Below are 15320 nucleotides of genomic sequence, written 5' to 3'. Positions count from 1 at the left end.
CGCACCATAGCATAACGGAGAGAACAGATGGAAACGCTTGCTGCCATTAGCCGCTGGCTATCAAAACAACATGTAGTGACCTGGTGCGTGACGAGTGAAGGCGAGCTGTGGTGCGCCAACGCTTTCTACGTCTATGACCCGCAGCGCGTGGCTTTTTATGTGCTTAGCGAGGAGACGACGCGCCACGGACAAATGACCGGCAAACAAGCTCCGGTGGCCGGTACGGTGAACGGCCAGCCGAAAACGGTGGCGCTGATTCGCGGCGTCCAGTTCAAAGGCGAAATTCGTTTACTCGAAGGTGAGGATGCCGCAGAAAAACGTGCGCGTTACGTTCGCCGTTTCCCGGTAGCCCGCATGCTGCAAGCCCCGGTCTGGGAGCTGCGCCTTGATGAACTCAAGTTCACTGACAACACCCTCGGTTTCGGCAAGAAATTACACTGGCTGCGCGACTAACTTCCCATTTTAGGCAGCTCAATGATAAAGCGTGTGGCGACGGTATCTGACGTCACATGGATCCTGCCACCGTGCGCCCGCACGATCGATTTAACGATAGCCAACCCGATCCCGCTGTTGTCCCCCTTGCGCTGACGTGAAGGATCGACCCGATAGAAACGATCGAACAGTCGCGGCAGATGCTCAGGGGGAATCGGTGTCCCCGGATTCTCAACGCGATAGACGATCCGATCATTATCTTCACTTGCCTGTACGGTGACCGACATCCCGCGAGGCGTATAGCGGATAGCATTCGACAGCAGGTTATTGATAACCCGACGGATCATCAGCGGATCGCCCTCAATCAGCACCGACGAGCCAACAAAATTGAGCCTGACTTCGCGCTCCTCCGCCCAGGCTTCGAAGAACTCAAACACCTTCATGGTTTCCGTTTGCAGATCCAGCGGCATACGCTCGGGCACCAGCAGGTTTTCATCGGCCTGCGCCAGAAACAGCATATCGCTGACCATTTTTGCCATCCGGTTATATTCCTCGAGACTGGAATAGAGCACATCCTCCAGCTCTTTCACCGTGCGCGGATGGCTTAGGGCGATTTCCGTTTGCGTAACCAGATTGGTGATGGGCGTGCGCATCTCATGGGCTATGTCGGCGGAGAAGTTGGCCTGGCGGCGGAAAACGTCCTCGATCCGTCCGATCATCTGATTGAACGACACCACCAGCTGTTCCAGCTCAATGGGCACGCGTTCGGGCTCCAGCCGCACGTCGAGATTTTCGGAAGTGATATTCTTGATCCTCATACTGACATTTCGCAGCGGCTGGTGGCCTTTGCGCACGGCGATCAGCACGATCCCAATAATCATCAGGCTGATGACGGCGGCGATCATCATCAGATTACGTTTAAGTTCATCAAGATAGTGCAGATGGAAGTCGATCGACAGCGCGATAAGCAGCGTGTAAGTGCGATCGCCCGCGTGGATCGTTGAGGCAATCACACGGTAAGTCGTCGTCGGTCTGGCGCTGGCTTCATGACCGGGCATCGGCGGCATGTTGCTCCCTTCCCAGCGGAACATACGCTGGGATTTGAGCTCCTGAGCAAAGTCTTGTGTCGCGAGAATTGCAGAAAGATCCGGCCCATTTGGCGAGTGGTATAACTGCGGGTTATCGGGGCTGCGCAGCAGCACGGCGATATTTCGATAACTTGCCAGCGCACTACTGATATTGTTTATCTTCAACGCTTCCGGCGTATCCGGCGCGGTCAGCAGCGTGTTAAGCGTGGCGTTGACCTGTTTTAAATCGTTAACGTCCTGCTCGGCAAAATGTTTTTCCACCGAATACAACATGATTCCGGTGAATGCCGCGAAGGCAATAATGGTGGCGAGGCTAATGAAAAAGGTCAGGCGGGTGGCCAGCGAAAACGGGCGCCGATGCAGACTAAGCTTCATCGCGCACCTCAAGCACGTAGCCGACGCCACGCACGGTTTGAATCAGCTTCGGCGAAAAATCGTTATCGATTTTGGCGCGCAGACGTTTGATGGCGACGTCGATGGCGTTGGTATCGCTATCAAAATTCATATCCCACACCTGAGAAGCGATGAGCGAACGCGGCAGCACTTCCCCTTGATGGCGCAGGAAAAATTCAAGCAGGGTAAACTCTTTGCTGGTGAGCGTAATGCGGGTATCGCCTCGCATCACCTTACGAGAGACCAAATCAAGATGGAGATCGGCTACCTGAAACTGGCTTTCGGCAATGACCGCATTGCCCCGACGCAGCAGGGTTCTGACGCGCGCCAGCAGCTCCGCGAAGGCAAACGGCTTCACCAGATAATCATCCGCCCCCAGCTCCAGACCTTTCACTCGGTGTTCAATGGTGCCCAGCGCGGTCAATAGCAGGATCGGCATCCCCTTATTGGCGGCGCGCAGCATACGCACGATATCCCAGCCGTTCACGTCCGGCAGCATGATATCCAGTACCAGAAGATCGTAATCGGCGGTCATCGCCAGGTGATAACCGTTGAGGCCGTTGTCGGCATAATCGACCACAAAGCCTGCTTCCGTCAGCCCCTTGCTCAGGTACTCGCCCGTTTTAATCTCGTCTTCCACTACCAGAATTTTCACCTGCCCTCCGTCACCGCTGTGTGATGGAGTCATTCTAATGGAGCGAGTATTGATGGCAACGGCTAAGGGCTTAAATGACAGCATTGTCATTTAAGCCCTCGCCCGGTGTAGGCCGGATAAGGCGTAGCCGCCATCCGGCAATATGCGCGGTTGTGCCTGATGGCGGCTACGCCTTATCAGGCCTCCCCATTGCGGGTGTTCACAGTACCTACATAGTTAAGGTTACTGCGCCCACGCGTTTTGCCGCTTCAACTCGTCGTTAACCCTGGCGTTGATCTCTTTGAGCACCGCGGGAATATCGCCGTCGCAGCTGGCATAAATTTTATTAAAGCCGTCAGCGGTAATCTGCCGCACGGGGATCCAGTTTGGGATCTGCGGCATATAGCGCCCCTCTTTGGCGTAGGTACTGGCAAACACTTCCCAACGCGGATCATCGTGGTAATCCTTAATATTCAGCGTCTTGTTAACCGGTAACCTAACGATCGGCATCGACGTGCTATCCACCGCCATGCCGATCTTTTGCCCTTCCGGGGAGATTAAAAACTCAAGGAACCGCTTCGCCGCGGCTTTGCGCTGGCTGGTTTTCATTAAGAATGCGGTAGTGCCTTCCGCCATTGACGTTGCGCCACCGGGGCCGGCCGGTGGGGGCACCACGGTGTAGGTATCTTTCCCCGGATCTTTATCGAACAGAGCGATATGGTACGGGCCGGAAGAGTACATACCGGTCTGGCCGGAGCGGAATGAGGTGTTGGCATCGGCGGTGGTGTGGTTGATTGCCCCCGGCTGCGCCAGCCCCTCGCAAACCATACCGCGCATAAATTCCATCGCTGTGGCTATCTCTTTACTGTCCAGCGCGGCCTTAAATTTCCCCGGCTTGGTGGCGACTAAATAGTTACCGCCTGCCTGCCAAAGATAGGACGACGAAAATGAACTCGCGTATCCCCGCGTTGTGGCGAGCGGCATGGTAAAGCCGTAAGTATCTTTTTTACCGTTGCCGTCGGGGTCGTCATGGGTAAACGCCTGCGCCACTTTTTTCAGCTCATCCCAGTTGGTCGGCGCTTTGAGGTTGAGCTTGTCGAGCCAATCCTTGCGAATAAACAGGGCATAGGTATGCGCGGAAGTCGGCACGCCATAGTATTTACCATCCGGTAGCTGCGTGGATTTCCAGGCCGCCTCATAGACATCGCCGCCGCCTTTTAGCTCGCCGGGTTTAATCTCATCGACAATACCCAACTGCACCATCTGGCCAACAATAATGGCGTCGTTGAATACCACATCCGGCAGTGCCCCACCGGTGGCGGCACGTGCCAGACGCTGGTCAAAATCGGTGACCGCATTGAAGTATTTAATCGATATTCCCGTCTCTTTCTGGAACTGGTCGGCTAGCTTCTGATAAATCACTTTTGAATCATTGCTGGCGCGGATCCAGACATCCAGCTGTTCGCTGAAGGCCTGATGTGAGATAGGGAGTAACAGGGCCAAACTCAACGCTTTTATTTTGAGATGCATATATTTTGACTCCAGTTTTGCAGTGGATTATCTATCCCTGGACAGAGGTAAAAACAGATAAAAAAGCGAGTGAGAATGATGATAGGAGCGGGTTTAAGGTGAAACAATGTTTTAATTCTGGCACCGATCGGATATTGTGCCGTTGTGTGGTCTGACTCACAGTGAATATGAGGTCATATTTTTAATAAATAACTAATATATTGAAAATATTGAGTTTGTTGTTTATTGGGTAATTATCTGGTTTGCCATTTCCGCAATAAAACTGTGAGCGATTTAATCATTTAGACCAATAGTGTGATCGCCACGAATAATTCGAAAAAAATAATCAACTTTTTAGCGTGCTAATAACGATGTTCATTATCTGAGGCGAGTTTTTTGCCATAACCATCACACTCTTTCATCTCATCCAGCGGCTTAAATGACAATTTTGTCATTAACCTGTCACCGAGCAAACAGAGTCACTTCCTTAAAATCAGCGTATTACCAGCCCCTTTTCCTGGCTGAACAGGACGTGACATGTTTAATGCAAAGCAACTGACGCTGATGATGGCGTTTATTCTGGCCGGATGCACTTCGCTGGCACCGGACTATCAGCCGCCGGAAAACGTTGTGCCGGAGCAGTTCTCACTCTCGCAGGGGACGCTAGTGCCGACGAATAGCCGCTGGCAGGAAACCGGCTGGCAAACCTTTTTCGCTGACCCACAGGCTCGGCGCATGATTGATGTGGCTATACGTAACAACCGCGATTTGCGTATGGCGGTGCTGAACGTTGAGGCAGCTAGGGCGCAATATAACGTCACCGATGCCGGGCGTTATCCGCAGCTTAATGGCACTACCGGTGCAACCTACGAAGGCGATCTGCAAGGGCAAAAATCTACCAGCAAAAGCTACGATATTGGGCTGAACCTCAGCTACGAACTCGATTTTTTCGGCAAGCTGAAAAATATGAGCGAGGCTGACAAGCAGAACTTTTTCGCAAGTCAGGCCGCCCAGCGTGCGGCGCAAATCGTGGTGGTCACGAATGTTTCGCAAGCCTATTTCAACCAGCGCCGACTCACCGCACAGCTGGCGATTGCCAAAGAGACGCTGAAAAACTACCAGCAATCCTATGCGTTTGTGGAGCAGCAGCTCGTGACCGGCAGCACCAACGTGCTGGCGCTTGAACAGGCGCGCGGCGTGATTGAAAGCACCCGGGCCGATATCGCAAAACGAGAAGGCGAATTGGCGCAGGCGAGCCACGCGCTCCAGCAGCTTTTAGGAACCTACAAGACCCCGCTTGAGGAAAGCGCAACATCGGCCACGGCGGTGAACCCGTTGGTGCTCCCGCCTAATCTGCCGTCCACCATTTTGCTTCAGCGCCCGGACATTATGGAAGCGGAGCACCAGCTACGTGCAGCGGATGCCAATATCGGCGTGGCACGCGCGGCATTCTTCCCATCAATTACGCTCACCAGCGGCATCTCCTCTGGCAGCTCGTCGCTCTCGAGCCTGTTTAACGCTGCCAGCGGAATGTGGAATTTTGTCCCGAAGGTGGATTTGCCTATCTTCAACGCCGGACGTAACGAAGCCAACCTTGCGCTGGCGAACGTCAAGCAGCGACAGGCGGTGGTGAACTATGAGCAAAAAATTCAGACCGCGTTCCAGGCCGTTGCCGACACGCTCTCTCTGAGTGACAGCATTGAGGGCCAGCTGGCGGCCCAGCAGCGCTACTTAACCTCGCTGCAAATCACCTTACAACGTGCCCGGGCGTTATATGCCAGCGGGGCGGTCAGCTATATCGAAGTGCTGGATGCGCAGCGCTCGCTGTTCACCACCCAGCAGGCCATTCTCGACTTACGGTATTCCCAGCAGGTTAACGAAATTAATTTATTCAGCGCGCTTGGCGGCGGCTGGAAAGCCTAACTTTTCTTCAGGAGTTTTTAGATATGCGTAATGTAACCCCTCTTATTGGCGGAATTTTTATGCTGTTGGCGGCGAACGTGCAGGCGGCAGAAATGCAGCATGACGGGCACGGTCAGATGATGGAGATGAACACCCAGCAGCAGGTTATTGAAGGGACCGGCGTGGTGAAACACATCGATACGGATGCGAAGAAAATCACCATCGCGCATGAAGCCATTGCGGCCATCAACTGGCCCGCGATGACCATGCGTTTTACCTACAACGCGCCAACCGCAGCCATTAACCAGCTTAAAGAAGGCGACAAGGTGAACTTCAGCTTCGTCCAGCAGGGCAATCTTTCCCTTCTTCAGGATATCCAGGCGCAGTAATGATCATGACGACAGCCAAACTAAAATATACGGCGGCGATCGTCGCAAGCCTTATCGTTGGCGGGCTGTCGACCGCTGCGGTGAGCCATTTTTTTGCGTCCGATAAGCCGACGTCATCCGCGCCCGCCGAGCGTAAAGTGCTCTACTGGTACGATCCGATGAAGCCGGATGTGCGTTTTGATAAGCCCGGGAAATCGCCGTTTATGGATATGGATCTGGTGGCGAAATACGCAGACGAGGGTGGCGAAACTTCGTCAAGCGGCGTGCGTATCGATCCGACACAGGTTCACAATCTGGGGCTACGTACCGCGAAGGTAAGCAAAGGACGCCTCGACTATACGCAAACTTTGCCAGCAAACGTCAGCTATAACGAGTACCAGTTTGTTATCGTTCAGGCGCGCGCCGAAGGGTTTATCGAAAAGGTCTTCCCGCTGACCGTCGGCGATAAAGTGCGTAAAGGCACGCCGCTGGTGGTGGTAACGATCCCGTCGTGGGTTGAAGCGCAGAGCGAATATCTGCTGTTAGCCAACTCCGGCGGCACGGCAAGCCAACTGGACGGCGTGCTGGAACGTCTGCGTCTGGCGGGAATGCCGGAAGCGGATATCCAGCGCATGCGCACCACGCGGCGCGTGCAAACGCAGTTTACCCTTACCGCGCCAATTGACGGCGTCCTCACCGCCTTTAGCCTGAAAAGCGGCATGAACATCGCTAAAGATAACGTGGTCGCGCAAATACAGGGGATGAACCCGGTATGGGTAAGCGCCGCCGTACCTGAGTCGATTGCCTATCTACTCAACGATTCTACCCAGTTCACGGTTGCCATCCCGGCGTATCCGGGCAAAACGTTTACCGTGCAGAAAACCACTATTCTGCCCAGCGTTGACCCCGCCACCCGTACCTTGCAGGTACGTCTACAGGTCAATAATCCTGACGAACGGCTAAAGCCGGGGATGAATGCCTACCTGAAGCTGAGTGCGCAAAGCGATGAGATGCTGCTGATCCCGTCGCAGGCGGTGATTGATACCGGTGATGAGCAGCGGGTGATTACGGTGGATAGCCACGGCGAGTTTGTGCCAAAGAAAATTCAGGTGCTGCATGAATCCCGACACCAGACGGGAATCGGGAGCGGGCTGTCGGAAGGCGAGTCGATAGTGGTTAACGGCCTGTTCCTGATCGACTCGGAAGCCAATATCAGCGGCGCGCTGGATCGTATGCGACATACCGCTGACGCCCATAGCGGACATTAAGGAGACGGCGATGATTGAATGGATTATCCGGCGCTCGGTCGCCAACCGTTTTCTGGTGATGATGGGCGTGCTGTTCCTTGCACTCTGGGGCAGCTGGACGATAGTGAATACCCCGGTCGATGCGCTGCCGGATCTCTCGGATGTGCAGGTGATTGTAAAAACCAGCTATCCGGGCCAGGCGCCGCAGATTGTCGAAAATCAGGTGACCTATCCGCTCACCACCACCATGCTATCGGTGCCCGGGGCGAAAACCGTACGCGGCTTCTCGCAGTTTGGCGACTCTTACGTGTACGTCATTTTTGAGGACGGCACCGACCTGTACTGGGCGCGCTCGCGCGTGCTGGAATATTTAAACCAAGTGCAGGGTAAGCTGCCGCAGGGCGTTAGTTCGGAGATTGGCCCGGATGCCACCGGCGTCGGCTGGATTTTTGAATATGCGCTGGTGGATAAAAGCGGCAAGCACGATCTTTCTGAACTGCGCTCGTTGCAGGACTGGTTCCTCAAATACGAGCTGAAAACGATCCCCAACGTGGCGGAAGTGGCCTCGGTGGGCGGCGTGGTGAAACAGTACCAGGTACAGGTCGACCCGCTCAAGCTTGCCCAGTACGGCATCAGTTTAAGCGACGTGAAACAGGCGCTGACTACCTCCAACCAGGAGGCCGGTGGCTCTTCGGTCGAGATTGCCGAAGCGGAATACATGGTACGGGCGACGGGTTATCTCAAAAGCCTCGAGGACTTTAACCACATTGTTCTCAAAGCCGGAGAAAACGGCGTGCCGGTGTACTTAAAAGATGTCGCGCGGGTGCAGATTGGCCCCGAGATGCGTCGGGGTATTGCCGAGTTTAACGGCGAGGGCGAAGTGGCGGGCGGCGTGGTACTGCTGCGTTCCGGCAAGAATGCCCGTGAGGTGATAACGGCGGTGAAAGCGAAACTCGCCTCCCTGCAAAAAAGCCTGCCGCCGGGCGTTGAAGTGGTCACCACCTACGATCGTAGCCAACTGATCGACCGGGCTATCGACAACCTGCGCTCCAAGCTGGTTGAAGAATTTATCGTGGTCGCCGTGGTCTGTGCGCTGTTCCTCTGGCACCTGCGTTCGGCGCTGGTGGCGATCGTCTCGCTGCCGCTGGGGCTGTGCATTGCCTTTATCGTCATGCATTTCCAGGGGCTGAACGCCAATATTATGTCGCTGGGCGGTATCGCTATCGCGGTGGGGGCGATGGTGGATGCGGCGATCGTGATGATCGAAAATGCTCATAAACGTCTTGAGCACTGGCAGGAAGCGCATCCGAACGCGCAGATGGATAACGCCACGCGCTGGAAAGAGATAACCGATGCCGCCGTGGAGGTGGGGCCCGCGCTGTTTATCAGCCTGCTTATCATTACGCTATCGTTCATTCCCATCTTCACCCTGGAAGGTCAGGAAGGGCGGTTGTTTGGGCCGCTGGCCTTCACCAAAACCTATGCCATGGCGGGCGCGGCAGCGCTGGCGATTGTGGTGATCCCGATCCTGATGGGCTTTTGGATCAAAGGTAAGATCCCGGCGGAGGCGAGCAACCCGTTAAACCGTTTTTTGATTGCCCTCTACCATCCGCTGCTGTTGAAAGTATTGCGCTGGCCAAAGCTGACGCTGCTGGTGGCGCTGCTGTCGATCTTCACCGTGCTGTGGCCGCTTAGCAAGGTCGGCGGCGAATTTCTGCCTAAGATCAACGAAGGCGATCTGCTGTATATGCCCTCAACGCTGCCGGGTATTTCGCCGGGGCAGGCGGCGGTATTGTTGCAGCAAACCGACAAGCTGATTAAAACGGTGCCAGAGGTAGCCTCGGTATTTGGTAAATCAGGCAAGGCGGAAACGGCAACCGATTCTGCGCCGCTGGAGATGATTGAAACCACCATCCAGTTGAAGCCGCAGGATCAATGGCGTCCGGGAATGACGATTGACAAGATCATCGATGAACTTGACGCCACCGTGCGCCTGCCGGGGTTGGCTAATCTCTGGGTGCCGCCGATTCGTAACCGTATAGATATGCTCTCGACCGGTATTAAAAGCCCGATTGGTATCAAGGTGTCGGGCACATCGCTTGCCGATATTGACGCCGCGGCGCAACAGATTGAAACGGTAGCGAAAACGGTGCCGGGTGTGGTGTCCGCGTTGGCGGAGCGGCTGACGGGGGGACGCTATATTGATGTGGATATCAATCGCGAGAAAGCCGCGCGCTACGGCATGACCGTGGGTGACGTGCAGCTGTTTGTCTCGTCGGCCATCGGCGGTGCGACGATAGGCGAAACCGTCGAAGGGGTGGCGCGTTATCCGATTAATATCCGCTACCCGCAGGGATTCCGCGACGGCCCAACGGCGCTGCGCCAGCTACCGATACTGACGCCAACAAAGCAGCAGATTACGCTAGGTGACGTGGCGCAGGTGAAGGTGGTGTCTGGCCCCACGATGCTGAAAACCGAAAACGCCCGTCCGGCAAGCTGGATCTACATCGACGCGCGCGACCGCGATATGGTGTCGGTAGTGCATGACCTGCAAACCGCTATCAGTCAGAACGTGACCCTGAAGCCCGGTACCAGCGTGGCGTTTTCCGGCCAGTTTGAATTGCTGGAACACGCGAATAAAAAGCTCAAGCTTATGGTGCCGATGACGGTGATGATTATCTTTATCCTGTTGTATCTGGCGTTCAGGAGAGTTGATGAGGCATTGTTGATTCTGATGAGTCTGCCGTTTGCGCTAGTGGGCGGGATTTGGTTTATCTACTGGCAGGATTTTCATATGTCGGTGGCAACGGGCACCGGATTTATCGCCCTGGCGGGCGTGGCGGCTGAGTTTGGCGTGGTGATGTTGATGTATTTGCGTCACGCCGTGGAAGCCGACCCGACGCTGAAAAGTGCGGAAACCTTTAGTGAAGCGCGGCTGGATGAAGCGCTGTATCACGGTGCGGTTTTACGCGTGCGGCCTAAAGCGATGACCGTCGCCGTGATTATTGCCGGTCTGTTGCCCATACTTTGGGGAACCGGTGCCGGTTCCGAGGTCATGAGCCGCATCGCCGCGCCGATGATTGGCGGCATGATCACCGCGCCGCTGCTATCGTTGTTTATTATTCCTGCGGCTTATAAATTGATAGAATTACAGCGCAATAAACGCAAAGGATAACGGCCGCTGGCTGCGTTTTGCCGCATCGCATTAGACTTTGTTGCATTCCCGGCGGCGCTGCGCTTGGCCGGGCTACAAGATCGGTGCCCGGCCAAGCGCAGCGCCGCCGGGGGAAAACGGAGCAAAATCATGCACCACGTACTCATCACCGGTGCCACCGGCCTAGTTGGTGGGCACTTACTTAACTTGCTGCTTCGAGAGTCGCAGATTGAATCTATCACCGCACCGACGCGGCATCCGCTGGAGCACGCTTTCGGTATTGTGAATCCTCATCACTCCGATCTCACGGCGGCGCTGGCGCAGGTCTCAACACCCATAGATACCGTCTTTTGCTGCCTGGGCACCACTCAGCGCGAAGCCGGTTCGAAGTCAGCGTTCACTCACGTTGACTACGATTTAGTACTGGAAACCGCACAGACTGGCTTACAGCTGGGTGCGCAGCAGATGCTGGTGGTCAGCGCGATGGGTGCGAACTCCCACTCGCCGTTCTTTTATAATCGGGTGAAAGGTGAAATGGAAGCCGCGCTGATCGCGCAGGGGTGGCCAAGGCTGACCCTTGCTCGACCGTCAATGTTACTGGGTGAACGCGGTTCGCCGCGCTTGAGCGAGCGTCTGCTGGGGCCGCTGTTTAGCCTGCTGCCGGGGAACTGGAAATCAATCAAAGCGGAAGATGTGGCGAGGGCGATGCTGGCGACGGCGAAAAAACCGGGGGCGGCTTCTTTGACGATACTGTCGTCACGACAGCTTAGAGAAATGGCCCGGCAGTGAACCTGCCGGGCAGCATGATTACTGAATGTAGGTAAACGCCGTGGTCACGCGCTTCACACCGCTTACGCGGCTGGCGATATCGGCGGCGGCTTTACCTTCCCGGTCGGTCACCAGACCCATCAGGAAGACTTCGCCGTTCTCGGTCGTCACCTTCACATTTGACGATTTCACCTGATCGCTCGTTAACAGCTGAGAGCGGACTTTGGTGGTTATCCATGTGTCGTTAGACGAGGTGCCAAGGCTGATTGGCTGGCCCTGACGCACTTCGTTGAACACCTCGGTTGCCCCATCAACGCCGACGGCTATCTGCTTCGCGCGCGTGGCAAGGCTGAGATCCGGCGCCTGACCGGTCAGCAGGACTTTGCCCTGATACGCGGTGACGTTGATACGTGCTTCTTTCTTAATCTGTTCATCTTTCGACAGCGCGCTGTTTACACGTACTTCAAGCGTACTGTCATCCACCTGAGTTCCCACGGTACGCGGGTCAGTAGCGGCTTTAGTCCCCACTGCTGCCGTACCGACAACGGCGGCTGCAATACATCCTTGAAGCAGCAATGCGGAAATAAGGACTGCGAGGGCAGAAATGACCTTCATTTATTCTCCTTAGAGCCTATCCCATTAGGCTATTTTATTCGCCATTTTGGCATCGTGCAGTGCTCAAAATCCTCACGTACTCCAGTACGCTCCGGTTTTTGCGCGCTGTCCGCTGCCAAACTGTCTTCAACAACTACGCCTACCGGGATAGGCCATTAGTCGTCCTGGTGTGGGAAAAGCGTGTTATCAATCAGATCGCACAAACAGTTCACCGTGAGCATGTGCATCTCCTGGATACGCGCGCTGCGGTGTGAAGGAATGCGAATTTCCACATCCTGTTGACCGAGCAGGCCCGCCAGTTCACCACCGTCATAGCCCGTCAGGGCGACGATGGTCATATCACGCGTCACGGCAGCTTCTACCGCTTTCACGATATCGCGACTGTTACCGCGCGTTGAGATAGCCAATAGCACGTCACCGGCGTGACCCAGTGCGCGCACCTGCTTGGCGTAGATCTCATCGTGCAGACGATCGTTGGCAATCGCCGTTAAGACCACGTTATCACTATTAAGTGCAATCGCCGGTAAACTTGGGCGCTCTGTTTCATAACGGTTAATCATGCAGGCAGCAAAATGCTGTGCGTTGGCACCGGATGAACCGTTACCACAACAGAGAATTTTGTTGCCGTTCAGCAGTGACTGTACCAGGGTCATCGCGGCTCGGGAGATAGCATCCGGGAGCGCTTCTGCGGCGGCGATTTGGGTCTGGATGCTTTCGGTGAAGCACACTTTAATTCTTTCGAGCACGATATCCCTTTACATTCTATTAGCTAAAAGCGTTCTGGAACCATTCGATCTCATTGCCCGTGAAGGCTATCACATCGAAACGGCAATCCACAGTATCAAAACTCCCATTGTGCTGGGCAAGCCACAAGCGGGCAGTCTGTAATAATTTGTGTTGTTTGCTCCGGGTCACACTGGCGGCCGCGCCGCCGTATGCCCTCGATGACCGGAAACGGACTTCAACAAAAACCGTCACCGCGCCATCGCGCATCACCAGGTCAATCTCGCCGCAACGCGCATGCACGTTGGCGGCGACAAACCGTAGACCCTGATTTTCCAGCCAGCGACGCGCGCGAAGCTCTGCGTCGTCGCCGGTCTGTTTAGAGGTTAATTGGCGGGGACGATCTGCCCCTGCTGGTATTTGAGCCATGATAACTTCCTGTTAATCACGCAGTCCGAAGTTGCACTCAGGTCGCCGGTATTACCGTTCAGCTCAAAGCCCGGCACTCCGCGCATCTGCGCGAAATGGTTGGCCAGCGCCCAGGCATCCACGCCCATGGCATACAAACGTGCCAGCGAGTAGTCATTATTGACCGCGCTCAGCGCCTGCTGCATCAGTGCCGGGTTGCTGCCAGCCAGCATCGGGATTTCGCTGTATTGCAGACCTTCCATCTCCAGACGGAAATCCGGGCCGGCGGTGCCCTGGGCGCTGCGTGAGCTGGCGTACAGAAGGGAGCCGCTCTGGCTGCCGTTACGCATCGCAATCATCGGTTTGATAAAGGCAATCTCTTCCGGCGTTGCCACAATATAGGCAGCGTCTACCTTCCCGCTACCGCTAATCTGGGCGTCCGTCGGTGCCGGTGGAATGGTCAGGCCGCCGATGGTCACGCCTTGTGGTTGTGACTGAGCAGAAATAACCGGCGTACCGGACAGCGCAATACCTGAGCCGCCGTTCACGCCGCCGCGCAGTTCAGCCAGTGAACCCAATTTCTGCTGCAATACGGTGCCGCCGCCCAGCTTCTGCCACTCATCGGCAAAAGCCTGCGTCACACGGTCGCCAAGGGCATTGCGCGGCACCATCAGCAGCGGAGACTGTTTACCCTGGTCGTGAATGTGACGAGCCGCATCGCGAGCTTCATCTTCCGGCGACAGCGCGAAGTAGCAGATGTTGACGCGGTTGGTTACGGCTTCCGGCTGGTTAAGCGCCAGCACGTTCAGTGAGGTATTGCTTTTCAGCAGCTCATCGACATTGTTTTTCAACAGCGGGCCGACCACCAGACTCACGCCATCCTGCTGCGCCTGTGCCAGGATCTGATTCAGCGGCTGCGTGGAGGTATCATAAATTTTCAGCTCGGCCGATGGATTCGCCGCGACGTTTGCCACCGCCTGAGGCTGTGCCGCCGGAGCGGCTGGTGCCGAGGTGTTTTCCGGCGACGTAGACGTCGCTGCCTGCACCGGAGCGCTGGCGGCTGGTGCCTCTACCGGAGCCTGAGTTTGTGGGCGTGTCAAATCGGTCACTTCCGCCTGTGACGGGCTCACGACGTCGGTCGATGCGGATTGTGCGACCTGTTCCGGCACGGCGCTACCGTTAACCGGCGTGGTGCCGTTCTTCGCCGCTTCAAACCCTTTTTGGATAGCGCGGCCAAACACAGACGCCTGTCCGCTCAGAGGCAGCAGCAGGGCGATTTTATTGACCGATGCGGGTTTAAAGTTCTGCACGTTCGCGAGCTGTGAAGGTAATACCTTCGCGCCCGGATTTTGCGGGTAGCGGGTCTGCCAGTCTTTGATCCCGGCTTTCATCATGTCTGGATCGTTACGGTTATCAAACCATACGCGTTGCAGATCCAGCCAGCCTTGCAGCACGTTCTCATCGGCATTAATCACCAGCGCGTTAGCCTGCGCCTGAGTCATGGATGAGAGTGCCTGCCAGGTGGCATCGCTGTTTTGCTGCTTTTGGGGCTGCTCGGTCAGCAACGGCGCCTGGGCGATTAACGCTCGCAGCAATGCCAGCGACGGTTTACCCTGCTCGGCGGTGATGGTGTCTTGCCAGAAACGCGCCTGCAATGCGCTGTCGAAGTCATCGGCTTTCAGTTTTTGCAGCAGCGCCTGCGCACCGGCAAAATCTTTCTGCGCCAGCTTAATTTCCACCGCCAGCAGCGACTGCTCCTGACGCTGGGCCGCGTTCAGTTCCTGCGGCAGCTGGTTGTACAATTCCAGCGCCTGCTGGCTCTTGCCTTCCTTCAGCAGTGCACGAATGGCGAGTAATTGCCAGTTGGTCTTGCTATCATTCGAGCTTTGCTGCATTTGTTGCAGATAAAAGCCGGAATCAGCCTGTGTCGCACTCTGAAGTAGGGCGGCACTCTGATCGGGAGCCTGAGTTCCACAGCCTGCAAAAATCAGCGCAGCCAGGATAACAGGCAGACAGCGCACAGCTTTCATACGAGAAAATGTTGAGGGTACCATACTGTATCCAGTGATATTTTTTACG

At 55.7% G+C, this 15320-nt stretch carries 13 protein-coding genes; 6 read left to right on the top strand and 7 right to left on the bottom strand.

Going from position 1 to position 15320, the window contains the following annotated elements; translation table 11 throughout:
- The first annotated feature begins 27 nt into the window (after positions 1 to 27).
- Complete coding sequence (locus tag ACIPDS_RS08305; RefSeq protein ID WP_400734556.1) at positions 28 to 453, top strand: YhbP family protein; 426 nt, start codon at positions 28 to 30, stop codon at positions 451 to 453.
- Here the strand turns inward: ACIPDS_RS08305 and ACIPDS_RS08300 are convergent.
- The 3 genes from ACIPDS_RS08300 to ACIPDS_RS08290 all read right to left on the bottom strand — a co-directional run bounded on the left by ACIPDS_RS08300 (position 450) and on the right by ACIPDS_RS08290 (position 4092).
- Positions 450 to 1895, bottom strand: coding sequence for a Cu(+)/Ag(+) sensor histidine kinase (locus ACIPDS_RS08300; RefSeq protein ID WP_400734554.1), 1446 nt, complete (start codon positions 1893 to 1895; stop codon positions 450 to 452). The genes ACIPDS_RS08305 and ACIPDS_RS08300 overlap by 4 nt on opposite strands.
- Entirely contained in the window at positions 1885 to 2568 is a 684-nt protein-coding gene (locus ACIPDS_RS08295; protein ID WP_166516807.1) for a copper/silver response regulator transcription factor, read from the bottom strand. Before ACIPDS_RS08295 ends, ACIPDS_RS08300 begins: the two co-directional genes overlap by 11 nt.
- Positions 2569 to 2790: 222 nt before the next feature.
- Positions 2791 to 4092: an ABC transporter substrate-binding protein gene (locus ACIPDS_RS08290; protein WP_400734726.1), complete on the bottom strand. Its 1302-nt coding sequence runs from the start codon at positions 4090 to 4092 to the stop codon at positions 2791 to 2793.
- Between the two features lie 501 nt (positions 4093 to 4593).
- Here ACIPDS_RS08290 and ACIPDS_RS08285 point away from each other — a divergent pair.
- The 5 genes from ACIPDS_RS08285 (at position 4594) to ACIPDS_RS08265 (ending at position 11516) form a co-directional block, all read left to right on the top strand.
- Positions 4594 to 5979, top strand: coding sequence for a Cu(I)/Ag(I) efflux RND transporter outer membrane protein (locus ACIPDS_RS08285; protein WP_400734551.1), 1386 nt, complete (start codon positions 4594 to 4596; stop codon positions 5977 to 5979).
- 23 nt (positions 5980 to 6002) lie between these two features.
- Positions 6003 to 6347, top strand: coding sequence for a copper-binding protein (locus ACIPDS_RS08280; RefSeq protein ID WP_400734549.1), 345 nt, complete (start codon positions 6003 to 6005; stop codon positions 6345 to 6347).
- A 5-nt stretch (positions 6348 to 6352) separates the two neighbouring features.
- Positions 6353 to 7594 carry an efflux RND transporter periplasmic adaptor subunit gene (locus tag ACIPDS_RS08275; RefSeq protein WP_400734547.1) on the top strand — a complete coding sequence of 414 codons (1242 nt, stop codon included), beginning with the start codon at positions 6353 to 6355 and terminating at the stop codon, positions 7592 to 7594.
- A gap of 10 nt (positions 7595 to 7604) precedes the next feature.
- Positions 7605 to 10748 (top strand): CusA/CzcA family heavy metal efflux RND transporter, encoded by a 3144-nt coding sequence (locus tag ACIPDS_RS08270; RefSeq protein WP_400734545.1) that lies wholly within the window; start codon positions 7605 to 7607, stop codon positions 10746 to 10748.
- Positions 10749 to 10877: 129 nt separating this feature from the next.
- On the top strand, positions 10878 to 11516 hold the full coding sequence (locus ACIPDS_RS08265) for an NAD(P)H-binding protein (protein ID WP_400734543.1): 639 nt from the start codon (positions 10878 to 10880) through the stop codon (positions 11514 to 11516).
- Between the two features lie 18 nt (positions 11517 to 11534).
- On the opposite strand, the gene dolP is transcribed toward ACIPDS_RS08265, so the two are convergent.
- The 4 genes from dolP to ACIPDS_RS08245 form a co-directional block, all read right to left on the bottom strand.
- Positions 11535 to 12110: a division/outer membrane stress-associated lipid-binding lipoprotein gene (gene dolP, locus ACIPDS_RS08260; RefSeq protein WP_400734541.1), complete on the bottom strand. Its 576-nt coding sequence runs from the start codon at positions 12108 to 12110 to the stop codon at positions 11535 to 11537.
- A 155-nt stretch (positions 12111 to 12265) separates the two neighbouring features.
- Positions 12266 to 12856 (bottom strand): DnaA initiator-associating protein DiaA, encoded by a 591-nt coding sequence (diaA, locus tag ACIPDS_RS08255; protein ID WP_166516815.1) that lies wholly within the window; start codon positions 12854 to 12856, stop codon positions 12266 to 12268.
- Positions 12857 to 12875: 19 nt separating this feature from the next.
- Complete coding sequence (locus tag ACIPDS_RS08250) at positions 12876 to 13262, bottom strand: YraN family protein (protein ID WP_400734539.1); 387 nt, start codon at positions 13260 to 13262, stop codon at positions 12876 to 12878.
- Positions 13220 to 15295, bottom strand: a complete 2076-nt coding sequence (locus tag ACIPDS_RS08245) for a penicillin-binding protein activator (RefSeq protein WP_400734537.1) — start codon at positions 15293 to 15295, stop codon at positions 13220 to 13222. The genes ACIPDS_RS08250 and ACIPDS_RS08245 overlap by 43 nt, the downstream gene beginning before the upstream one ends.
- Positions 15296 to 15320: the final 25 nt, after the last annotated feature.

This window comes from Kluyvera sp. NPDC087067, assembly GCF_044745165.1.
Taxonomy (GTDB): Bacteria; Pseudomonadota; Gammaproteobacteria; order Enterobacterales; family Enterobacteriaceae; genus Kluyvera.
This window is presented reverse-complemented; position numbering and strand designations above follow the sequence as displayed.

Bases quoted from the DNA above. Each gene is read 5' to 3' on its own strand.
- ACIPDS_RS08305 (WP_400734556.1), top strand. From the start codon at position 28: ATGGAAACGCTTGCTGCCATTAGCCGCTGGCTATCAAAACAACATGTA.
- ACIPDS_RS08300 (WP_400734554.1), bottom strand. From the start codon at position 1,895: ATGAAGCTTAGTCTGCATCGGCGCCCGTTTTCGCTGGCCACCCGCCTG.
- ACIPDS_RS08285 (WP_400734551.1), top strand. From the start codon at position 4,594: ATGTTTAATGCAAAGCAACTGACGCTGATGATGGCGTTTATTCTGGCC.
- ACIPDS_RS08280 (WP_400734549.1), top strand. From the start codon at position 6,003: ATGCGTAATGTAACCCCTCTTATTGGCGGAATTTTTATGCTGTTGGCG.
- ACIPDS_RS08275 (WP_400734547.1), top strand. From the start codon at position 6,353: ATGACGACAGCCAAACTAAAATATACGGCGGCGATCGTCGCAAGCCTT.
- ACIPDS_RS08270 (WP_400734545.1), top strand. From the start codon at position 7,605: ATGATTGAATGGATTATCCGGCGCTCGGTCGCCAACCGTTTTCTGGTG.
- ACIPDS_RS08265 (WP_400734543.1), top strand. From the start codon at position 10,878: ATGCACCACGTACTCATCACCGGTGCCACCGGCCTAGTTGGTGGGCAC.
- dolP (WP_400734541.1), bottom strand. From the start codon at position 12,110: ATGAAGGTCATTTCTGCCCTCGCAGTCCTTATTTCCGCATTGCTGCTT.
- ACIPDS_RS08250 (WP_400734539.1), bottom strand. From the start codon at position 13,262: ATGGCTCAAATACCAGCAGGGGCAGATCGTCCCCGCCAATTAACCTCT.
- ACIPDS_RS08245 (WP_400734537.1), bottom strand. From the start codon at position 15,295: ATGGTACCCTCAACATTTTCTCGTATGAAAGCTGTGCGCTGTCTGCCT.